The organism is Paenalicyclobacillus macrosporangiidus (assembly GCF_900116805.1).
In the GTDB taxonomy this organism is placed as follows: Bacteria; Bacillota; Bacilli; order Alicyclobacillales; family Alicyclobacillaceae; genus Alicyclobacillus_H; species Alicyclobacillus_H macrosporangiidus.
This window is the reverse complement of the sequence record NZ_FPBV01000005.1, coordinates 176,884-193,164: the sequence shown is the minus strand read 5'-3', so window position 1 is coordinate 193,164 and position 16,281 is coordinate 176,884. Positions and strand designations below refer to the sequence as shown.

The 16,281-nt window shown below is 60.9% G+C and carries 13 protein-coding genes, 1 pseudogene and 1 riboswitch; of the genes and pseudogenes, 8 read left to right on the top strand and 6 right to left on the bottom strand.

Going from position 1 to position 16,281, the window contains the following annotated elements; translation table 11 throughout:
- Positions 1-95: 95 nt before the first annotated feature.
- Positions 96-341: pseudogene (locus BM357_RS06455) on the top strand (ATP-binding protein); the annotation flags it as partial.
- A gap of 18 nt (positions 342-359) precedes the next feature.
- On the opposite strand, the gene BM357_RS06450 reads toward BM357_RS06455, so the two are convergent.
- The 3 genes from BM357_RS06450 to BM357_RS06440 form a co-directional block, all read right to left on the bottom strand.
- Positions 360-926, bottom strand: coding sequence for a sensor histidine kinase (locus BM357_RS06450; RefSeq protein WP_074950761.1), 567 nt, complete (start codon positions 924-926; stop codon positions 360-362).
- Between the two features lie 287 nt (positions 927-1,213).
- A riboswitch (cyclic di-GMP riboswitch) is annotated at positions 1,214-1,312 on the bottom strand.
- 48 nt (positions 1,313-1,360) lie between these two features.
- Positions 1,361-1,645 (bottom strand): hypothetical protein, encoded by a 285-nt coding sequence (locus BM357_RS06445; protein WP_175511468.1) that lies wholly within the window; start codon positions 1,643-1,645, stop codon positions 1,361-1,363.
- A 567-nt stretch (positions 1,646-2,212) separates the two neighbouring features.
- Entirely contained in the window at positions 2,213-5,455 is a 3,243-nt protein-coding gene (locus tag BM357_RS06440; protein ID WP_074950759.1) for a SwmB domain-containing protein, read from the bottom strand.
- A gap of 783 nt (positions 5,456-6,238) precedes the next feature.
- Here BM357_RS06440 and BM357_RS06435 point away from each other — a divergent pair.
- The gene (locus tag BM357_RS06435; protein ID WP_245783872.1) at positions 6,239-6,922 is read left to right on the top strand and encodes a YigZ family protein; all 684 of its coding nucleotides are present in this window, start codon (positions 6,239-6,241) and stop codon (positions 6,920-6,922) included.
- A 114-nt stretch (positions 6,923-7,036) separates the two neighbouring features.
- Here BM357_RS06435 and BM357_RS06430 read toward each other — a convergent pair whose 3' ends face one another.
- Positions 7,037-7,591, bottom strand: a complete 555-nt coding sequence (locus BM357_RS06430; protein ID WP_074950757.1) for a hypothetical protein — start codon at positions 7,589-7,591, stop codon at positions 7,037-7,039.
- Between the two features lie 295 nt (positions 7,592-7,886).
- Between BM357_RS06430 and BM357_RS06425 the strand changes: the two genes are divergently transcribed.
- Positions 7,887-8,507 carry an RNA polymerase sigma factor gene (locus BM357_RS06425; RefSeq protein WP_175511467.1) on the top strand — a complete coding sequence of 207 codons (621 nt, stop codon included), beginning with the start codon at positions 7,887-7,889 and terminating at the stop codon, positions 8,505-8,507.
- A 95-nt stretch (positions 8,508-8,602) separates the two neighbouring features.
- On the opposite strand, the gene fabZ is transcribed toward BM357_RS06425, so the two are convergent.
- Entirely contained in the window at positions 8,603-9,040 is a 438-nt protein-coding gene (gene fabZ, locus BM357_RS06420; RefSeq protein WP_074950753.1) for a 3-hydroxyacyl-ACP dehydratase FabZ, read from the bottom strand.
- A 289-nt stretch (positions 9,041-9,329) separates the two neighbouring features.
- A complete protein-coding gene (gene pgsA / locus BM357_RS06415) occupies positions 9,330-9,869 on the bottom strand; it encodes a CDP-diacylglycerol--glycerol-3-phosphate 3-phosphatidyltransferase (protein ID WP_074950751.1) in 540 nt (179 codons plus the stop codon).
- Between the two features lie 514 nt (positions 9,870-10,383).
- On the opposite strand from pgsA, the gene BM357_RS20455 reads away from it, so the two are divergent.
- From BM357_RS20455 to BM357_RS06395, 5 genes are all read left to right on the top strand, one after another.
- Positions 10,384-10,518 (top strand): hypothetical protein, encoded by a 135-nt coding sequence (locus BM357_RS20455; protein WP_269320499.1) that lies wholly within the window; start codon positions 10,384-10,386, stop codon positions 10,516-10,518.
- Entirely contained in the window at positions 10,515-10,910 is a 396-nt protein-coding gene (locus BM357_RS06410; RefSeq protein ID WP_074950749.1) for a type II toxin-antitoxin system death-on-curing family toxin, read from the top strand. The genes BM357_RS20455 and BM357_RS06410 overlap by 4 nt, the downstream gene beginning before the upstream one ends.
- A 791-nt stretch (positions 10,911-11,701) precedes the next feature.
- Positions 11,702-13,912 (top strand): efflux RND transporter periplasmic adaptor subunit, encoded by a 2,211-nt coding sequence (locus BM357_RS06405; RefSeq protein ID WP_074950747.1) that lies wholly within the window; start codon positions 11,702-11,704, stop codon positions 13,910-13,912.
- Complete coding sequence (locus tag BM357_RS06400; protein ID WP_139234593.1) at positions 13,909-14,703, top strand: ABC transporter ATP-binding protein; 795 nt, start codon at positions 13,909-13,911, stop codon at positions 14,701-14,703. Before BM357_RS06405 ends, BM357_RS06400 begins: the two co-directional genes overlap by 4 nt.
- Positions 14,693-15,904 (top strand): ABC transporter permease, encoded by a 1,212-nt coding sequence (locus tag BM357_RS06395; RefSeq protein WP_074950745.1) that lies wholly within the window; start codon positions 14,693-14,695, stop codon positions 15,902-15,904. The genes BM357_RS06400 and BM357_RS06395 overlap by 11 nt, the downstream gene beginning before the upstream one ends.
- The last annotated feature ends 377 nt before the right edge of the window (positions 15,905-16,281 follow it).

The window sequence follows — 16,281 nt, the reverse complement described above, 5'->3', positions numbered from 1 at the left end:
TACTAGTTGGTTGCGTCACTTTCTAGTAGACACGCACGGTGGCTTCGTCGTCAATTGTGAACGACGGATTTTACACCACTACTTGAGACTTTAACATGGGCTTCGTGCCCTTTCACAAAGACGGGGCCGAACTGTTGTTCCATGTGATCTCCGACTGCTACGAGCAACGGAGCGTGATAGTGACGTCGAACCTCGAGTTTGGGCAGTGGAACACGGTCTTTGGTGATGCCAGGCTGACCGCCGCACTGGTGGACCGCCTCGTGCACCATGCACACGTGCTGGCCTTCACCGGCGAGAGCTACCGCCTGCAGCATGCGTTATCTGAAGCGAAGTCGTCGTAATCTTCAACACTGCAGTGCCTATGCACAAATCCGTGTCGTTTCTCTGCACTTTTTACTTGCGAAAAACACGTCATCTTTGATAATGATGATAAGGTTACGATCCTCATGTAAAAAAGTCACCTCGATGTTCTTGGCCTTCGCATGCTTCTTGATGTTGTTCAGTATCTCCTGAATCAAGCGATAGAGTGCCACCTGTTTTGCTGGGTCGATGCCCTCGGATACCAGATCTTCTTGAATGGTGAGGACTATCGGAATGTGCCAGTTGCTCTCGCATTGCCTGCATAACGCTTTCGTTGCTTCGACGAAGCCAACTTGGTCCACAGCAATCGGACGTAAGTCGTAAATGAGATGATGTATTTCATTCACAACGGAAGTCACTTGTTTCTGCAGATCCTTCACTTGTGTTTTGGCCATTTTGGGATTCATGTCAATCAGCATTTCAATGATGTCAAGCTTCATGTTGATGCTCGTTAACATCGGAACAGGTCCATCATGCAAATCTCTTGCGATTCTTCTACGTACTTCCTCCAAAATACGGATTCCGTGGTCCGTATGATCATGAACAGGCAATCTTGGCTTATCCATGTGCACACCTCATTGAGGGCTTAACGAAATGAGAGGGGCTTCCCCCTCCCATCAAGATTTTTTCTTACTCAAATCCGCCTTGCCAACTATCAGGGACTATCGTGATGCCATCCGGGGTTGATGGAGCCTGAACAGTGCTGGAGCTTGAGGTTGTTACTGTAGTGGCTGCCTGATCTTCGAGGCTAGCTGCAAACGCGGGTACTGCTGTTGCACCGAGAACTCCTGCGACTGTGACTGCTGTGGCCAACAACTTTTTCATACCACCTACTCCCCTCTACAGTAGGGTTTCCGGCAGCCCGGCGACCATGGCATCCCAGGTCATTCCTGAGCGCGTTAGGCCCGTGGCTTTGCGTCCCTATCTTTCGATAGGTTTGCCCTTTACTAGGGTCGGCCGGTACAGCGAGTCAACGCTGTCATTTATATTATACGTAAATTTAGAAACCTTGCAAGTGGTGACCTGTGACCCCGCCTTCGGGTTTCGGAATGTCGACCCGCCTGACGGGTTGCGGTTTGTAGGTCTCCGCGAGCAGCTGCTGACGGATGTCAGCCCAGTGGGTCTGGATGTACGACCGTAGTTGTGCTACCGTCACGCCATCCACCCCTGGCGCCCCCTTGCTCGCCTCGACTCGGCGAAGTGCCTGAAGCAGGTTCTCCCGCTCCAGCATCTTCTCCAGCAGGGAGTCACCCTCTTCGCAGGATGGGAGCTGCACTTGTGCCAACGACGAACTCGGCCCTCCAATCCCGGCCTCTCGCGGCTTCGCCGCTACCCTCCAGGCGGAGGCCCCTTGCGGGGTATTCTGCTGTCGTCGCTCGTCGCATGAACGCATGTAGTCCATCCTCGTTTCATGTTCGGGCCTTCCGCAGGCGAGCGCTAGCCCATGTACTATGGCCTCTGCTGACTCCTGTCCGTTCAGCGCCGCCTCTCGACGGCGGTTACCGGCTCTACCGGCGTATCGGACAGGCCTCCCCGGATAAGAGCGGCCCCTTTCCTCTCATGCACCCGCCGCATTTACTGCCACAGCCCTTGGACTTCGGACTTCGTTGTGTCTTGGCAACTCATCCAACTGCGACAGCCTCAGATGCGATTCGTGTACCTCGGGTCGAGAGTTTGTCTCCAGCTTCCTCCGGATTCCACCTCGCGATGGATACCCTTGCTCTTGGCTAATGGTAGGTGTGTCGCCAACCCCCACTCGGGACTCTCGCCCTAAAGATTCCGCCCATGTCGGGCGTACCAAACAGGGGGAGCCCGACTCGGGCTCCCCCTGTTCCACTTGTCTACCGCCGACTCACGGAGTGTTGTTTGTCACAGCCACGTTGGAGAAGGCAGCGATCAACTGCGAGTTTGTATCCTTCAGGTCGTTCGTACCGGTCGGCGTGTAATCCACCGTCACAGTGTCCCCTTTAGCCACGGGGCTTGTCAGCGTCAGAGTAACCTTGGTACCGCTGACTGACGCACTACTTACTGTCACCGGAGTACCGTTGTCCTTCACCGTGAAGGCGGCTGGATCTGCGGTTGTGCCGAGCAGATTGCCGGAGAACGTGATATCAAGCTGAGAAGCATTCACCGTAGCACCCTGCTCAGTCACCGGCGAGGGCTGTGTAGAACCGCTGGGTGAGCCCCAAGTGATGACACCTTCCTGATCCCAGCCGTACGTGTTGCTCGGAGCCACGTACACCGCGAACGACTGGAAGTTGCTCTGGTCAACCGGCGAGTAGATGTAGTATGTCTGTTGCGCGTTGTTGTCGTTCGGCGCTGACAGAACCTGCGCGTTGGCGCCAGAACCAGCCCAGTAGGACACGGCGCCGTCCTGCAGTGTCAACGTGATCTTGCCATTGCTGTCGGAGTACGCGTACACCGTCTGGTAGCCGTTCGTGCTGGGCTTCCAGTTGCCCACGCCCGCGACGTTGACGCCGGTATTGTAGTAGCCAAGCGCCGCGTTGCCCGTGAGGGTACTGCTGACATCCCACAGCGGAATCGGCGTCGGTTCCTGCGCGGAACCGGTACCCACGCTGCCGCCGCTCTCGTACATCGAGAGAGCAACACCGTTGATCTTCGTGACCCAGAGGTTCGGAGCATTCTGGAACTCGACGGCACCGAGCGTATTGGCAACCGGGTTGCCGTTGGCGTCCTCCAGGGTGAACGACAGGTCCTGAGACTGACCGCTCGTTAGGATGACCTGAGACGGTGTGAACGACTCAGCCATCACAGGCGCGCCACCGTTGAACGTGATGGTCGCCGTGGCCGTCTTGTTGGACGAAGTCACCGTCAGTTTCACCTGGCCGGAGTCATCATCTGCCATGGCCAGCTTTACGGTACCCGGATACTCCCCGTCCGCACCGTTCGAGGTATCATTCCAGCCGTTCTGCACGTTGTAACCGATCAACTGGCCGTTCACATATACGTCATACTGGTTGCTGCCAGAGGCATGTTGCGCCACGCGCAGCGTGATGCTGCCCACACCGCGGTTGCCCGGGTTGGTGAGATACCAGTTGCCGTTGAAGTCGCTCGCCGGCAGGCTGGTGTTCGGATGGTCGACATAGACCGCATTGATGGCGCCGTCCGCCTCACCGCTCGTAGACAGCGTGTAAGTCTGGTTCAGGCCTTCGCTCAGCGGTGCACCGTTACCGACAAATCCCGCGAAGCGGACGATAGGCAGGTTCGCCGGGTTGTAAGGCCCAAGCTGCGCCTGACCCACAATTCCGCTGATGTCATTGCTGTTGTACTTAATCTCACCACCAGCACCCGCGATGCCGATGTAGTTCAGGCTCGTACCCGCCTGCCAGTTCACCTGAGTTGTCCACAGCAGGTCCTGAACCACACCGCCCTGGATGCTGTACACGTAGTACGCGTCGTTCTTCAACTTCGTGTCGTACACGGTGAAGCTGAAGTTGCCGGACGCGTCGGTAGTGACGACTTCGCCCAGGGAGGACGGGTTTGTGCTGCCCTTCAGATTCAGCACGCTCACGTTCGGCCACGCAGTCTGATTGCCGTTGGCGTCCACATATCCGCCGTGCGCCGAGTTGACGGGCGCGCCGTTGCTGATCTGGCTGGAGGCAATCAACAGTTGCGCGTTCGCCACCGGATTGCCGTTTTGGTCCTCAGCCGTCGCCTGGAATGTCACATTGTCGCCCAGGTTCGCATTGTACACGTCCGTGGCCGGCGAGGTTTGATAACCGCTGGCGGTCTTATTGTCCAGCTTGTTCACGATGCCGGCCTGGCTCCAGTGAATGTACGTGGACACATCGCTGTAGTTGGTGGCGCTAGCCGTAACCTCGGCCTCCCCAAGGGACGCAGAATCCACATACACTGTAGCCACGCCGTTGGAATCGGTGTAGACCTGCTGGTCCGCCGTTCCAATGGAACCACCGCTTGAGGTGGAGAAGAACGCGGAACCGCCGTTCAAGTTCGTGAGATGGAAGGTAACCGGCACACCCGCTTGTGCGGTTGCACTGTTCGGCGGAATCACGACCGACACAGGCACGACACCCGCGGAACCGTTGGAGCCGTTGGACACCGCCGCCTCAAACGGGCTGCCTTGTGTGGCCATCGGCGAAATCCCCAGCTTGTTCGGCGCAACGAAGAGGACGTAGCCCTTGCTGGATTTCAGCGTGCTCGTCGTGCCCTGGATGTTGTAGGGCGCCTCGAACCGAATCATGTACCCGGCGCTCAGGTTCGCGCCAACGCTAATTTGAGCGGTCGCCACACCCGAGGCGTCCGTCGGAACCTTGTACTGGAACGCTTGACCGTCGCTGGTCGACACGGTGGTGGCAGCCAAGGTGTTGCCATTGACGTCCTTCACCGTCGGAGCGCCGCTGCCGTAGTACACCACATCCATCAACACGTTCACGCCGCCGACCGGGTTGCCGTTCGCATCCTGCAGTGTCGTGGAAACCTTAATCGGGTCACCGAACGAAACCGCAGGCGAAGCTTGGCTGCCGTCACCGATCTTCTGGTTCGTGAAGGACGGCGCCTTGATGGACCCAGGAGCGGAACTCGATGGCTGCTGCTTCGTAATCGACAGACCCGTCTGACCGCTGAAGGACACCTTCGCCCCAAGCGACGAGAAGACCTCATTGATGTAGTACGCCGGGAAGTACGTGGTGTAACCCGCGCTCGCCCCACCAGCCGGATCCTTCGCGGCATACGTGTTGATCTTCTTCACGACCGTACCATTTACGGTAATGGTCGTGTTCCCCGTGCCGACGCCCCCCGGAATGGAGATGGAGGAAGCGTCAACATCCGGTGCTGTGATCGCCCAAGTATGGGTGCTTCCATCCCAGGTCGCGGTGTAACCAATCGAGTTGAGCGCCTGATTGAAGTAGTACACCGGGAAATAGGCGGTCTGGTTGCCAGAGTCGTTCGCTACCAATTCGAACGGATTAGACAGAACCTGGCCATTTACAACGATGGGCAGTTGGTGCGCCACCGTGTACTTCCAGCCATTTGCACCCGTTGCAGCAAAGGTGGCCGGGGCGAACGCACCGAGCACCATGGACGCTGCAGCAATGCCTGTAAGCGCACGTTTCAAGTCTCTTTCTCCTCCTTGACACCTCAAATGTGAAGCTAGGTACTGAATGGGTTGGTGACGAGTCACCAATGACGTTGATCTCGTCCCTGTCCCCACGTTCCTCGTCTTGTGGCGTCTCTCGTATGTATCGGCCGTGAACGCCAATGCGACCGCCCTACGCGTCCCGTGCCGATCCATGGCGAGAGTCCAGTCAAGACGCCTCCCGCGGGAAGACATCCCTCCCTTCAGTGCGATGTATCCCCCTGCAAAACTCTATCAGGTGCGTGCGCAATTTCGCGCCTACACCCCCAGAATTACGACAAAGATGTCGAATTTCCTTTTACAAGCGGGGGAATTTACTAGATTGCCAAGGAACACGCCCGACAGCGGCCGAGGACGTCCGTCTCAGTGGTATGTACTCCGGCGACACTGCGGGCATCTTACTCACTCGGCATTATACTGATAATACCGAGGATAGTAAAGTCCCAGCAGTAAATTTGCTAGCGCATTTACGCCGGCACCTCCCATTGTACCGAACAGCGCGTGTCATGCAAAGCTAACAGTGCAAGTCTACTGGTCTGATTGCCAGTCTAGAACCGGAACCGGCCGTAAACCCTTCGGTCTCGGCGGATGGCTGCCTCGCGCGACCCGCTGTGCCACGTGAGGACAGTCCTTTCCCTTGCACGCCCATTATGACGAAGTATACTGAGGGAATGTTACACGGTTTGCGGCACGGTTCGACAAAAATTTTGCCGTAGCCCAGCCGTGCCCGCAGGCACTGCGGGTCGAGGAGGTGATGGGCGAATGAGTACGGTTTCCGGAGAATTCATCATGCCGGAGGCCGCTTGTCAGGCGGAGTTGGTCATCAAGAAGTCCCGCTTCATCGGACACCTGGTGCCGGCCCGGGCAGTCGAGGAGGCGGAGGCGGCGCTCGCGGCCATCCGAACGGAACACAAGACGGCGACACACAACTGCTACGCGTACCGGGTCGGAACAGGGGTACCCGTCGAGCGGTTCTCCGACGACGGAGAACCGAGCGGGACCGCCGGGCGTCCCATCCTGGAGGTGCTCCGGCGAAAACCCGTGACCAATGCCTTAGTGGTGGTCACGCGGTACTTCGGCGGCGTGTTGCTCGGAGCCAATGGCCTCGTGCGGGCATATGCCGATACGACGAGCCACGTGATTGACCATGCGGTGTTGCTGCACTGCAGGCCACTGTGCAAACTGGACGTGGTCTGCGACTATGGCCAGTACGGGCGCCTGGAACATGCCCTCACACAGGCCGGGCGGACGCTGGTGGACCGGGTCTTCACGGAGACCGTGTCCTTCTCCCTCTGGGTGCCGGCCGAGGAGGCCGAGGCCGTGGCGGATCACATCGTGGATACCAGCCACGGCCAGGCCCAGGTGACGCGGCATACCGCCCAGTACGCCGGTGTTCGACCGGACGGAAGCCTCGTCTTCGATGTGTTGCCGGAGGATGCCTCGTAGCGTCCGGAGGGACGGGCGCCGGGCCGGTGGGACGCCCGGGGCTCGCCGTCGTCACCGCCACGAGCAGGCGGCCCGCCTGACGGTAGGCTTGGCTCGTACCCGGCACATCTTCCCTCAATGCGGCTGGATCCGCCGCTTGATGAGATAGAACTGAAAATACTCCGCGGTGTCAATGGCCGCTTGAAAATGCCCTGCACGCATCAGAGCCTCGAATTCCGCACCCGACTGCAGCGTCACACGGATTCTGGGGCGTCCCACGCCGGGGACCGCCTCCCACCGCTGAATGCGCTCGTTCGCCACATACCCCATCGCCCCGTCATTGCGCCAGCGGCGATCTTGATACGAACGCGCCTTGAACGCAAAAAACACCAGGCCACGGGAAGCGACCGGCAGCGGCGGTGTCTGGCTGCGGCGTGTGGCCGCGTAGAAATGCTGCCGCAACCCGTTCAAATCAATGGCGTGATACTTTGCGACCCGCTGCAGTAGACTCTTGGACGTCAGGCCAAAATACGCTCGCCCCCCGTTTTCGTAGTGCACCCGGCAGGCGTTCCCGTGCCCGAGTATGTACATCGGCTCCCACGCTTCGATGTACGGAATCCACTGCTCGTCGGGCGGCATCACGTGCCGTTCCAGATACGCCGGCACACCGGGTTCAAGCGTGTGCCACACGGGAAATCACCATCCCCTTCCACCCCTATTACCCTTCTGGGCTTGACTGAATTTCATAACCCTGCCGCGATTATAATAGATTTCCTATTCAGCCGGAAGATAATCGTTTATTATTTCAGACTTGTTGTGAAGTCGGTTGGTTGTGACGGGGCAAGAACCGAGAAATCACCGGTGATGTACAGGCCAGGCATCGAAAGACGCGGGGATGTCTTCCTTCGATTCCAGTCTCTTCTCTCCCGTACGCTGAGGCTGCGCGCAATCTTTGGAGGCCGGCCTCCACCAGGAGCGAATGCAGGTGGAGCAGCAAAAAGATTGGTTGGCCGAAGTGTTGGCCGCTCAGCAGGGGGATATGCTGGCGATGGCCGAATTGGTGGCGGAGTTCTCCAACGTGGTATTGGCCGCGGCACGGCGCTACCGCGGAGCGTGGTACGAGGACGCGGTGCAGGAAGGCTACGTGGCCCTCATCACGGCCGTGTACGCGTATGACCCTGACCGATCGGTGCCCTTCCCCGCTTTCGTCCACGCGATGGTGCGAGGTGGCGTGCGCACCGCCATGCGCCGGGAGTGGGTGCGGCAGGCGCGATGGGTGTACGACGACGGAGGGCCGGAGGGCGAGGGATGGGATGCCGTGTGGGACCGGGCGCTGGCGCGCGGGGACAGTTCAGGCGCTTTGGGGTCAATGGTGATGGCAGACGGAAGGTTCGGCATGCCGGAAGCGGCCCTCGAGGCGGAATGGCGCATCTTGTTTGTCCAGGCCGGGCTCAGCCCACGAGAGCGGATTGGCGTCGAGGCGCTCGTCGAGGGTTGGACGCTGCCCGAACTGGCTGCCCGATTTGGGGTGGACCGGGAAACGTGTAAGACGTGGCGCAAGCGCGGCCTGAGAAAACTCCGGGCCGCGCTGCAGGAGCGGAATTGAGCCGTCAGGAGCGGACGCCTCGGACGAGGGTATGACCCTGCCCCGGGGCCCGCCGGTGGGGCGGCCAGGGTCCCCACCGGCCGCGGGGCCGGACGTCAGGCGAGGGCGAAGAGGATCTCGCCCTCGGCCACCACCTTGTCGTCCACCTTGGCGACGCCGTGGCCCTTGCCCATGCCGCCGCGCAGGCGGTCAATGTACGTCTCCATCTCCAAGCGGTCGCCCGGGCGGACCTGGCCGCGGAAACGGGCGTGATCGATCCCCGCGAACATCGGCAGCTTGCCCTGAAGCTCCGGCACGGTCAACAGCGCGATGCCGCCGAGCTGCGCCATCGCCTCCATGATGAGGACGCCCGGCATCAGGTTGTAGTCCGGGAAGTGGCCGTTGAAGTGAGGCTCGTTGGCGGTCACGTTCTTGAAGCCCGCGGCGAATTTGCCCGGTTCAAGGGCGACGACGCGATCGACCAGCAAAAACGGATAACGATGCGGCAGGATCTTGCGGATGTCCTCCGCATACAAGGGCAAGGTCCATTCCATCAGGATCCCTCCAAGGTGGGTGCGTGTTTATAATCCCCGGCGCGCCTGCGCACAATAGGACCAATCCCGCCGGGACTGGTGCCCGGGGGGTTGGCATAGGTGTTGGGCTCGTCCGCAGACCGAATGCGCCGGGGTGATGAAGGCGATGGCCGGAGCCGCGTGCGCGGCGGCGGACGGGCTGCAGCACCGTGTGTCACGCTGGATACGCGGGGTCAGGCGGCTTTGGGAACGCGAACCTTCGGTTGCGTACATACCGGGCGGCCGCCCCGCCGCCTCCGGCATGCGCCGTTCAGAGGACGCGGCGGTGAACGTCGATGATCTCCATGTTGACGAGATAGATGAGCATCGCGACGTAAGACAGAATCACGGTGAACCAAAGCAGGCCGAGCACCACACCGGGGCTCGGCCATACGAGCATGACCGCGCAGATGGTGACGTAGTAGCAGACGGTCGAGGCCTTCCCCCAACGGTTCGCCTTCGGAACAGCCCGTTTCCCCTGAAAATAAAAGAACGTGCCGCCCAAGATCATCGAGGCGTCCCGCAGCAGCAGGAGCCCCGCCACCAGCCAGGGCACGCGATCCGATTCTATCAACGTAAAAAACACCGCCAACATCATACATTTGTCGGCGAGCGGATCAAGCAGTTGTCCGGCCTGGGTGGTCTGACCGCTCCGGCGGGCGAGGTACCCGTCGAGGACGTCGGTCGCGCCGGCCAACAACAGGATGAGCAGCGCCCCTACCTTGTGTTCGCTGTCGGTCGCGTAAAAGGCCCACAGATACAACGGGATGAGGACAAAACGAAACAGTGTCAACGTATTGGGGAGATTCACCGGTAAACCCCCTCTTACCCATGGTCATTATATCGTCCGCCGCGCCGAAGGTGCAATGAGCAGGCGTCCAAGGAATGGTAGGGGATATGCGACTTTCTGGGGCGGGGTGCCCCGGATGGGGCTGGCCTCCTGATTTACCACGCGGAGGGGGTCGGGTCCAGGCCTTAAACGAGGCTGCGCGGCGGGCCGGTCACTATCATTTTCACTATCGTTTGGTCGGCCGACCCCGACGGGCCCGCCTTAGTACTGCATGTGGAGGGCTGGACAAGAAGAGAACGCCTCATCAGGACCTAGCCCGCGGATGCTTGGGCAATGCCTGACCTGCGAGACGTTTGATCGCCTCCGCGAGTTGATGAGCGACGGCTCTATACCTGAGGAGCGGATGGCGAATGTAGATCGGTGGAGCCCATAGGTAATGTGTGATAGACCTCTTATAAAATTGCGGGTACAATGGATACACTCCCTGAATGAGCTTGGCATATATATGTCAAAGCTGTTCTGGGAGGTGTAGCTGGTGAAGGAAGGAGACGATTCCATGTCTCTGAACACCAAGGAGCAGCCTAAGGTGCGCAATACGCCGATTCGAAGGATTGTGGAGCAGGCCTGCAAAGAAAATGACAGCCTGCTCCGGAGGCTGTCAAAGAGTTGATTCGGTACCTTTCGGCCGATGATATTCGTCAAATTCACGCCGAGGCCATTGAACGATACGGCGGTGTGCCCGGCGAACATGAGCCAGGAGCGATTGAATTCATGGCCCAGAAACCCACGATGGAGGTATATGGGTCTGAATTGTATCCTGGCTTATTTCTTAAAGCCGCGGTGTACCTTGAAGGTTTCGCCACGCGACAATTCTTCGTGGATGGTAACAAACGTACGGCATTCCTTTGCGCCTGGACCTTCTTGTACCTGAACGGCTTTCACTTGGTTGTGGACCAAGACGATGGCTATGCGTTTTGCATGCGCGTAGCTAATGGACAAGCGGAGCTTGAGGAGATTGCGGAATGGCTTCACGAGCATAGCCACTCATTGCCCGTCTTGTGACGGGTTTTTGATTTCTTATGTCCCAAATGACCATTTCATTCACGGCCGGAAAATCGAGTCCCACGGGTACACCTCGGCCATCAGTCCACAAACTCCGTTTTGTGCTTGACTTGCCCCGGGCGCGTTGGGACCCATGCCTTTTCCACCCCAAGGGCGCCTTGACCGGCGACCAGTTGATTCAGTGTTGTTAAGGTCGGCGGGCCCGGATGCGCCCGCCATTCGACTCATCCGACATCAGTTGGAGCGTACAGCCAAAGCGATTATCCGATTTCGCCGGTTAAAGTGGGGTCTCAGCCGGGGCCGACAGCTGCTCCGCCGCCATGAGAGCCAGGTTTTCGTATTAATGGCACACCCGGACGAGCCTCGGGCGCCGATTTTGTAAGAGGAGCTGGTTTAACCTGCCGCCCCATCGCAGGCGAAGGCTGTTGAACATGGGGCTTTTGTACGAGAACCTGGCTTACGGTCAGCGACGGCACGGGCGGTACGCAGGGTGCCCGCGCTGAGGATGGGGCCTGGAGACCGATCGGGCAATATCATCTTTGGTTGGCGCGCCCGTTGGACCCGCCTTCCGTCCCGGGAAGGGCGGCCACGAAGAGCACGCGGCTGCGAAAACAACGAGCTGCCCTATCCAAATCCGCGTTTGCCTCATAAACTTTCAGCCAACTTTCAGCTAGAGACGGTGGTTTACAGATTAAAATGTTGATCGGGTGACTGCTCACTGCTGCGGCACGAGGTGCCCTTCCGCTTGCCAGGGCGGGCTGATTGCAATACCAGAGAGGGAGGAAGCAGAATTGAGCGTAAACATGGAAACCCGCTCATTGGAGCTCAAACCGCGGCGAAAGTCCCGGCGAAAGTGGCTATATGGCGGCATCGCACTGGTCGTGGTGCTCGGAACAGGCATCCCGTTGACCATTCACCGGCTGCGTGCCACAAACGCGGCATCGGCATACCAACTGTACACGGTTCGGTACGGTTCCATCACGCAGACCGTGTCCGCCACCGGAACCATCCAGGCCCCGAGCGAGGTCGACCTGGATTTTCAAGGCTCCACTGGTTCGGCGGTGGTCACGGCGGTAAACGTCAAGGTCGGTGATAAGGTCAAAAAGGGGCAGGTGCTGGCCCGCATCGATGATTCCGATGCGAAGATCCAACTGCAGCAGGCCCAGGCGAGCCTCGCGTCGGCTCAGGCGCGGTTGGCACAGGATCAACAGGGCACCAGCAGTGCTCAGATTGCGATGGACAAACTCAACGTGGAGAAAGCGCAGACGGCGCTGCAGCAAGCGCAACAGGCGTATCAAAACCAGCTCGCGGCGTACAACGACCGCACCAGCGATATGTCACAACTGCAAAACGCACAGAATGCGGTGACACAAGCGCAACAGCAACTCAACCTGGCACTGGACAATGACAAACGCACACTGGCAGACGACCAGGCCACACTCCAGCAGGATCAACAAACCCTTCAGAACACCATCGCTCAATACGGAAACGTCACCCAAGAACAGGTTCAACAGGCGTATCAGGCCTACCAGAGTGCACAGAGTTTGTACATCAATTGGCAGAAGGCGGGGTACTCAGGTTCCAATCCGTATCAGTCCGTGATGAACACGGCGCAGACGGAATATCAGACATTGAACAACGCCTACACCGCGATTCAAAACGCCCAACAGGCGGTGAAGAACGACCAACAGAAGGTCGAAGCGGACCAAGCGCAACTGAACAATGATCAACAGAAGTACCAAGAACAACTGAACGAAGCGCAACAGAATTTACAATTGGCGCAACAGCAGTTCAACGATCGAACGAGCGCACAGCAAGCGCTCGACAACGCGAAGAACGCCGTCACCAATGCAGAACAGGCCTTGAAGCAAGCGCAGCTCACGCTGCAAAACGATCAACAGCCCGCAAACAATGCCACCATCGCGTCGGATCAGGCGGCAGTGGCGAACGCTCAGGCTCAGGTGGAGCAGGCCCAACTGGCGCTGCAGCAGACGCAGTTGACCGCGCCGATTGACGGCGTGGTGACGGCGGTCAACGCGACGGTGGGGCAAAAGCCCGGTTCGACGTCGAGCAGCTCGTCGTCAGGTTCCTCGTCATCGTCGGTCATCGTGATCCAGGACCTCAACGCAAAGGACCTGCAGGCGAGCCTTAGCGTGAGTGAGTCGCAGATTGGCTCCGTTCAGCCGGGCCAGCCGGTGACCATCACGGTGCCGGCGTACCCGAACGACACCTTCCAAGGCACCATCGTCGAGGTGTATCCGACGCCGCAGGTGACGCAGAACGTCACGCAGTACACGGTGATTGCGACGGTGGACAACAGCTCGGGCAAGCTCAAGCCGGGCATGACGGCGAGCGCCATCATCACGACAGCGCAGAAGACGCACGTGCTGACGGTGCCGGCCATCGCCCTGCACCAGATGGGCAACGTCGAGGGCGTGTACGTGGTCGGGACGCCAGCCGGGCGATCCGGCGGTAACACGACGCGGACCGCCAACGGCACCGGTGAGGCCGGGAGCGGCGCAGGCTTTGGTGGAGGCTATGGCGGCGGGCGCCGCGGATTCGGCGGGGCCGGGAACGGCACCGGCGAAGCCGGCGGCTTCGGCGGATCAGGTGCTGCGGGCGGCTCCGGAGGCTTCGGCGGAGGTGCCGGTGGATTTGGGGGCGCGAACGGATCGAGCGGGTCCGCAGGCGCGGGCGGTGCCAGCGGAGCTGGCGGGCGGACGGCGCGATCGACCGGCAGCAGCAACAGCCTGGTCCCGCCGGGCACCTACTTCCAGCCGGTGCAGATTGGCCTGATGGGATCGAGCACGGTCGAGATCACGGCGGGGCTGCAGGAGGGTGAACAGATTGTGCTGGTGCTGCCGGAGCAGACCGCGCAGGCCCAGGCGCAGGCGGCGAGCAGCGGACGCAACTTCGGGTTGGGCCTGGGCGGCTTCGGCGCCGGAGGGGGCGGCGGCGGATTTGCCGGCGTCGCGCGCGTCGGAGGAGGCGGACGAGGCTGATGAGCCTGATTGAGATCCGCGACCTGGTGCGCGAGTACGTGATCGGTGGGCAGGTGATCCGCGCTCTGAACGGGGTGAACCTGACCATCGAGCGGGGCGAGTTCGTCGCCATCATGGGGCCGTCGGGGTCTGGGAAGTCGACGATGATGAACATGATTGGCTGCCTGGACGTGCCGACCTCGGGCCGGTACGTACTGGACGGGTATGACGTGTCGGCCCTGTCGGAGGATCAACTGGCGGAACTGCGCAACCAGAAAATTGGGTTCGTGTTCCAGAACTTCAACCTGCTTCTCCGCATGACGGCGCTGGAGAACGTGGAGCTGCCAATGCTGTACGCCGGGGTGCCCCCGCGCGAGCGGCGGGACAGGGCGATGGAAGCCCTGGAACGGGTGGGGCTCAAGGACCGGATGCACAACCGCCCGAACGAGTTGTCGGGCGGGCAGCAACAGCGGGTGTCCATCGCGCGGGCGCTCGTCAACCACCCGGTCCTTCTGTTGGCCGACGAGCCGACGGGGGCGCTGGACAGCCGGACGACGGAGGACATCCTGGGGCTGTTCGAGGAGCTGCACGAGCAGGGCAACACCATTGTGTTGGTGACCCACGAGCCGGATGTGGGCCAGCGGGCGAAGCGGATTGTCCGATTCCGCGACGGCCGCGTGGAGGCGGACGAGTGGATGGGCGCCGACCTGGGGACGGCTGAGGACGGGGCGGCGGCGGAAGAGACGGCCGCCGGCACGGCCGAGGCGGACGCGCCCCGGACGGGACGGGAGGTGGCGCGGCGTGGCGATTGAGATCATCCGGGTGGCGTGGCGCAGCCTTCGGTCGAACAAACTTCGATCCTTCCTCACCATGCTCGGCATCATCATCGGCGTGATGGCGGTCATCCTGAGCTCGGCCATCGGGCTGGGGACGAAGAACGGGGTGACGAAGTCGGTGGAGAGCCTGGGATCGAACGTGTTGACGGTGATGCGCGGGTCGGCCCAGTCGCGCGGCATCAGCCAAGGCGTGGGCAGCGCGACGACGATGACGGCGGACGACGTGCAGCAGATCCTGGATCAGGACCCGGATGTCGCCTACGCCTCCCCGGTGGTGACGACGAATGCCCAGGTGGTCTACGGATCGAACAACACCAACACGTCCATCGTGGGCACAAACGACTCGTACGCGGCCATCCGCAACGTGACGATGCAGCAGGGCCGCTACCTGATGGCGCAGGATGTGATGACGGCGTCGCACGTGGCGGTGCTGGGCAGCTCGGTGGCGCAGACCCTCTTCGGGGGCCGCAACCCGGTGGGCGAGACCATCTTGATTCAGAGCATCCCGTTTGAGGTCATCGGCGTCGCGGCGCCGCAGGGCGCGAGCGGGTTGGCGAGCGCGGACGACATGATCAACATCCCGTACACGACGGAGATGAGTTTGCTCACGGGCAACAACCGCATCAGCCAGATTGTCGCCTCGGCCAAGTCGCCGGACGTCATGTACCGCGCGCAGTTGGAGATCGAGTCGACGCTGCGCGTGGCGCACCAGTTGAAGGCGGGCATGGCGGACGACTTCAACATCCTGAACCAGACGACGGTGCTGAACACCCTGGGCAACATCACGCAGATGCTGACGATTCTGTTGGATGGCATCTCGGCGATCTCGCTGCTGGTCGGCGGCATCGGCATCATGAACATCATGCTGGTGTCGGTGACGGAGCGCACGCGCGAGATCGGCATCCGCAAGGCCATCGGCGCGAAGAAGGGCGTGATTTTGTTCCAGTTCCTGCTGGAGTCGCTGACGCTGAGCGTGGCGGGGGCGCTGTTGGGCGTGGCGATTGGCGGGATCGGCGCGCTGGTCGCTGGCCGGCTGATGAACTCGGGCAACCTGTTCTCGCCGGTGGCAGCGGGATTGGGCGTGGTGTTCTCGGTGGTGATTGGGATTGTGTTCGGCGTGTACCCGGCGCGCAAGGCGGCGAATCTGAAGCCGATTGACGCACTGCGGTTTGAGTGAGGCGTGTGGAGAAGTGGAAGGCGGGCCCTGGTGGGCCCGCCTTTGTTTGAGGCGGGGGATTGGAGGGATTGGCGGGAGCCCTGGGGGGCGGGGGCGTTGGCGGGGCATTGGTGGGGGCCCGGCGGATGCCATGGGGCTGCGCGAGGCCGGCGGATGCAGAGGCGCGGCGAGCACCCGGCGCAGGCCTGGCGGGCCCGGGCGGACCGGCAGCTGCCCTGGCGCTCCCGAGATCGGCGCGGAGCATGGCGACACGAGCGCGGCGTCGGGGCTGGGGGCCCGAGCTGGCCTTGGGCGTCCGGCGGTCGTCATAGCGCGGCGCCGTCTTCGCAGAGACCGAGCGGGCCTTGGCATGGCACCAGTCCAATCCAACCTCGGCA

Excerpts from the sequence above, each read along its gene's own strand:
- BM357_RS06450 (WP_074950761.1), bottom strand. The coding sequence starts at position 926 with ATGGATAAGCCAAGATTGCCTGTTCATGATCATACGGACCACGGAATC.
- BM357_RS06435 (WP_245783872.1), top strand. The coding sequence starts at position 6,239 with ATGAGTACGGTTTCCGGAGAATTCATCATGCCGGAGGCCGCTTGTCAG.
- fabZ (WP_074950753.1), bottom strand. The coding sequence starts at position 9,040 with ATGGAATGGACCTTGCCCTTGTATGCGGAGGACATCCGCAAGATCCTG.